Source organism: Bacillus sp. AY2-1, assembly GCF_008368965.1.
Lineage (GTDB): Bacteria > Bacillota > Bacilli > Bacillales > Bacillaceae_G > Bacillus_A > Bacillus_A thuringiensis_S.
Window position 1 is genome coordinate 1 of record NZ_QPEL01000251.1, and the last position, 4,818, is coordinate 4,818.

The following is a 4,818-nucleotide window of genomic DNA, read 5'->3' on the forward strand; positions in this document are numbered from 1 at the left end:
AACAGAAAAAGAATATTATATAAAAATGGTACAAGATGAACTTATTAAAATACAAAATAAATAACACTCATAATTTCGTAAAAACTACTTAAAAAACCCACAGGAAAAGTTTCTGTAGGTTTTACATTTATAAACATATTATTATTTTTTATAAAACCGCATCTCCAATTATTAGATAACTATCTAATCCATTGGGAATGCGGTTCACTTAGGTCATTAATGTTTCAGCTATTTTCTTTATTTGAAAATTACATCTACCATACTAATTTAATATTATATTCCTGAAGCCAACCATTAACTTGAAGTAAATAATCTATTATACTTCTTGCATCATTACCTGAAATTACTTCGTCTTTTCCTTCTGCAATAGCACGAACTCTTTCTACATTAATTAATGGCAAAATAGGTGATTCAGGATTGTTCAACACATGTAACATCCAATCACTAATACCTTGTAGATAAGAGGCATCCTTTGTGCTTGGATATGCACTTTTTTTGCGATAACGTACATCTTCTGGAAGTACATTTTCAAAAGCTCGACGTAAAATACCTTTTTCAATATTGTCTATGCTTTTCATTTCGAATGGGACATTCCATAAGTATTCTACAAGCCGGTAATCGCAAAATGGAACTCGTACTTCAAAGCCATTCATCATACTTGTGCGATCTTTTCGTTCCAGCATAAATGGCAAGAAACGTGTAATAAACATGTAAGACATTTGACGTTGCTTCATTTGCAGATCACTTTCACCTTCTAAGAAGGGAACCTCAGCAACCGCATCTTCAAATTTTTGTTTTTGATATTTTTCAGGGCTAATCTTCGCTTTAAAATCCTCTGATAAAATTTCTGTACTATACCATAAATTAACACTCCAAGGGAATATCTCTGCATCTAGAAACTTCTCTTGATGGAACCATGGATATCCTGAGAATACTTCATCTGCGGATTCGCCTGAAAGTGCAACTGTTGCGTCTTTTTTCATTTCCTTAAATAGCAAATAAAGAGACGTTTCTAGTTCTCCAACTCCAGGTAGATCACGCGCTCGCATTGGGGTTAATAAATACTCTATTAAACTATCTGATCCTAACTCTATAGAATGATGCTTTGTTCCTACATATTCAGCCACACGTTTCACCCAAGGTTCATCACGATCAAAACGAAGGAAGTCTTGCTCAAAGTCTTTTTCATCATTGATGAAATTCAGGGAATATGTATGAAGACGTTCCCCTTTATTCCCAAATTCGTTTCCTGCTAAACCTGTTAAACCACTGGAATCTAAACCTCCGGAAAGCATAGATACCACTGGTTTATCAGCAATTAACTGACGTTTTACCGTATCTTGTAAAACGGAACGGATTGTTTCAACTGTTGTATCAATATCATCTACATGTTTTTTACTTTCAAGTTTCCAATACTGTGTCGTAGTCGAGCCATTAGAGGTAAACGTCATATAATGCCCAGCACGCACTTCATGTATATCCTTGAAAATAGCATGACCAGGAGTACGTGTTGGTCCAAGACAAAATATTTCAGAAAGTCCTTCTTTATCTATCTCTGCATCTACAAGCGGATGCGAAAGTAAAACTTTTAACTCTGAACCAAAGAGAATTGCGCTTCCCCTTTGAGCGAAAAATAAAGGCTTCACGCCTAGATGGTCACGACCAAGCATCAATTTCCCAAATCTTTCATCCCAAATACCAAAAGCAAAAATCCCATTTAAGTGTTGAACACAATCTTCTTGCCACTCTAAGTAAGCATGTAGTAATACCTCTGTATCTGACTTGGTCTGAAATTCATGACCTTTCTCCTCAAGTTCTTTACGTAATTCTTGATAGTTATAAATTTCTCCATTGAACGTAAGGCCAATCGTATCATTTCCATCTTTATACAGCATAGGTTGAAGGCCACCTTCAGGATCAATGACGATGAGACGTCGATGACCTAATGCCGCTCGTTTTGAAAACCAATGCCCCTCTGCGTCAGGTCCTCGGTGAATGATAGCATCTGTCATTTTTTTTAACGTTTCTTGTTCATGAGACAGATCTTTAGACCAGTCTATCCACCCTGCAATTCCACACATAGTGTCTACCTTCTCTCAAATAGTATAGAAACCGACTAAAATTAAATATCAGTCAGTTTTCTGTAAAAAAATCCGACTAAAAACATCTTTTAGTCATGTTTATATAATAAAATGAATTGAATAAAAAATCAAATAATTCAATCGATAAAGAAATCACTGTCCCCTTTCACTTGAATTTTCATTGTCCAATTAAATAGTTATTACCTTAAACTTTCATTTTTATCCTAAGTTATACAGTTGCATTCTATTATAGTTATATACTAGAAATAAGAATGGTGTATGTTATTCTATAAGAAGCAAATAAAGGACTTTCTATTAGGAGTTACAAAATTACAAATGAACTGATACAGAATGTAAAGACAGAAAACTTCGCTAAATATTTCAAGGATAGGGTGTAGACAATGATCAAATTAGAAAAAGAAAATAAAAAGATGAAAATCATTCAATCTGCCACAATACTGTTCTCTACGCGTGGTGTCCGTAACACAACGGTTGATGAAATTGCAAAGACAGCTAAAGTTGGTAAAGGTACTATTTATTATTACTATACAGATAAAACTGAAATATTATGCGACTGCTATATGCGTCATATTCAGCTTAAGCGCTCACAATTATTTAATTTATATAAAGAAGAAAAAGATGTTTTACTTCGAATACAAAAAATTCTTCATTATATCAGCCTAGAATATCATCAAGATCCATTTGTTTCTACACTCTTTCAAGAATATAAAGAGTACCATTCACCTGAAATTACAACTTGTTTTAAACAATCTGAAGAAGAAGCAATTAACATGATAAGTAATTTACTCGAAAAAGGTTATCAGCAAGGAGCTTTGCATAAGGTACCATTACCGCTTACAGCTTTTATGTTAGTACGAATGATTTTTAACTACGAACAGGATTATATAAAAGATGATAAAAGTGATACAGAATTTCTGCAGTTGCTAAAGCATATGCTTCTTAAAAACTAGTTTTAATAACAAAAAAATAATTGTGGTACAAATATATGAAGAAGAACGTGAATAATGGATGGTTTAATAAGCTCTTTTCATTCTAGACAAACCTGCAAAATAATCCAACGCTTATGTAGGAATGACTGATAAAATCCCAACCCGTGTGATTGTTCATCGACTACTAAAAAGCAAAGCCTTTTGGCTCCGCCAAACCAAAATTCATCTCCCACCTATTGTCGGATTACGCCCTTCACACACTTGTGGAAGGAGAATTCTTTCGGGAAATATGTTAAAACATGTTAAGCATTCTTCCTCATTCATCGTTGCAAAAAGATAAAACGAGAAAGATTAGAATGCGAATTCAGGTGATGTTTTTATCATGTACTAATATTCGAGCTCACTTCAATGTGCTTAAGCTTTTTATTTTTTACTCTATTAGATTATTGATAGGCACCCTCTTCTGAATCCCACACTTCAGTAAATTGAAAACCTTTTAATTCACTATCTAAAATTGCATTTTTGAATTGATCTGATACTAAAAGATAGTTAGGATGTACCTTCCCATTTATATTCAATTTAAAAATTAGTTCGTGCTGGACAACATAAGGAATAAATACAAATTTTTTACATCCTATTATTAAACCTGAACTTAACTTATCAAAGATTGTTTTATTAGTATCAAGTGCTTCCAACACCCTTAAAACATGCATAGCATAGTATTTTTTATTTGTTTGTTTATGAATTAATGGTAAAAATTCAATATTATCTCCTACTATAGGTTCAAAACATTCTTGGCTTTTTCACTAATTATTTGTACACCAGACTTTCCCCAAAAAATAGGGGAATCGCTTGATTTCCCTTCATCTTTTACCTCAATAAACTTAGGCGTCCATGAATCTGACAAACTCACCATAGAATTAAAACTAGTTTTAAAATATTTTTTATCCTCTTCATAGTTCAATAATTGAAAGGTTTCATAATCATCAGTCGAGCTCTTTAATTGCCAAATCTTCATATATATTTTCCTTTATTATTACCATTTATTTATATAGTTATTTGTTGGGTCCATTTAATCGCAAATTACCTTCTAATAAATCTCTTCCTATTCCATGTAACACCGTTTGGGTTCACATTCCTTATTTAATTCTTGTAAAAAATAAAAAATGAATTTCAAATTATGTTTAACATTAATTATTTTTATCCATTGGTATTGTATTTAGTGCTAAACCAATAGATCCTAATTTTCCAATTTTTTTTTTGCTTTACCATATGGAGCTCCTTTTAATAGTTCCCCTGTTGAAATATCAAGTGCTAGTACACTTTTTATCTTTACTAAATCTTTTAATCCTCCATTAGGAATTTCTATTAACACTATATTACACGTATCAGGGATTTCTTCTTTTATTTTCTGTATTTTTTGATTCAAACACCCCGTATTTACCCACTCATTGAACTACCCCCACTTTCACTTCGTTTAGAAGTGAGGGATTCCTAAGTAAAGAGTTCTATCGAACTCTAATTGATTAGGCTAACCCCGCAGTCCTTGCGGTTAGAAGCCTTATCGCTTCATTCTTTAGATTGATACTTGCGTTAATATCCCTATCATGGTGTGTACGACAAGAAGGACAGTCCCATTCACGTAGGTTTAGATTTTTAACGTCTTTATTTTGATATCCACAACAGGAACATAATTGGCTGGAAGCAAATGTTTTCGATACGACAATGACTTGTTTGCCATACCATTTTGCTTTGTATTCTAACATGGATCGAAATTGCAACCAAGA

4 protein-coding genes and 1 pseudogene are annotated in these 4,818 nt (G+C 33.0%); 1 reads left to right on the forward strand and 4 read right to left on the reverse strand.

Annotation, left to right across the window (positions count from 1 at the left end; translation table 11 throughout):
* Window positions 1–254: 254 nt before the first annotated feature.
* Window positions 255–2,081 carry an asparagine synthase (glutamine-hydrolyzing) gene (asnB, locus tag DN403_RS29865; protein ID WP_149186069.1) on the reverse strand — a complete coding sequence of 609 codons (1,827 nt, stop codon included), beginning with the start codon at window positions 2,079–2,081 and terminating at the stop codon, window positions 255–257.
* A 401-nt stretch (window positions 2,082–2,482) separates the two neighbouring features.
* Here asnB and DN403_RS29870 point away from each other — a divergent pair, with 401 nt between their 5' ends.
* Window positions 2,483–3,052, forward strand: a complete 570-nt coding sequence (locus DN403_RS29870; RefSeq protein WP_000593069.1) for a TetR/AcrR family transcriptional regulator — start codon at window positions 2,483–2,485, stop codon at window positions 3,050–3,052.
* Window positions 3,053–3,474: 422 nt separating this feature from the next.
* Here the strand turns inward: DN403_RS29870 and DN403_RS29880 are convergent.
* The 3 genes and pseudogenes from DN403_RS29880 to DN403_RS29890 all read right to left on the reverse strand — a co-directional run.
* A pseudogene (locus DN403_RS29880) lies at window positions 3,475–4,049 on the reverse strand (imm11 family protein).
* A gap of 222 nt (window positions 4,050–4,271) precedes the next feature.
* A complete protein-coding gene (locus tag DN403_RS29885; RefSeq protein ID WP_223837301.1) occupies window positions 4,272–4,460 on the reverse strand; it encodes a hypothetical protein in 189 nt (62 codons plus the stop codon).
* Window positions 4,461–4,557: 97 nt separating this feature from the next.
* Window positions 4,558–4,818 (reverse strand): zinc ribbon domain-containing protein (locus DN403_RS29890; RefSeq protein WP_149186070.1); only part of this gene is annotated, 261 nt, incomplete at its 5' end.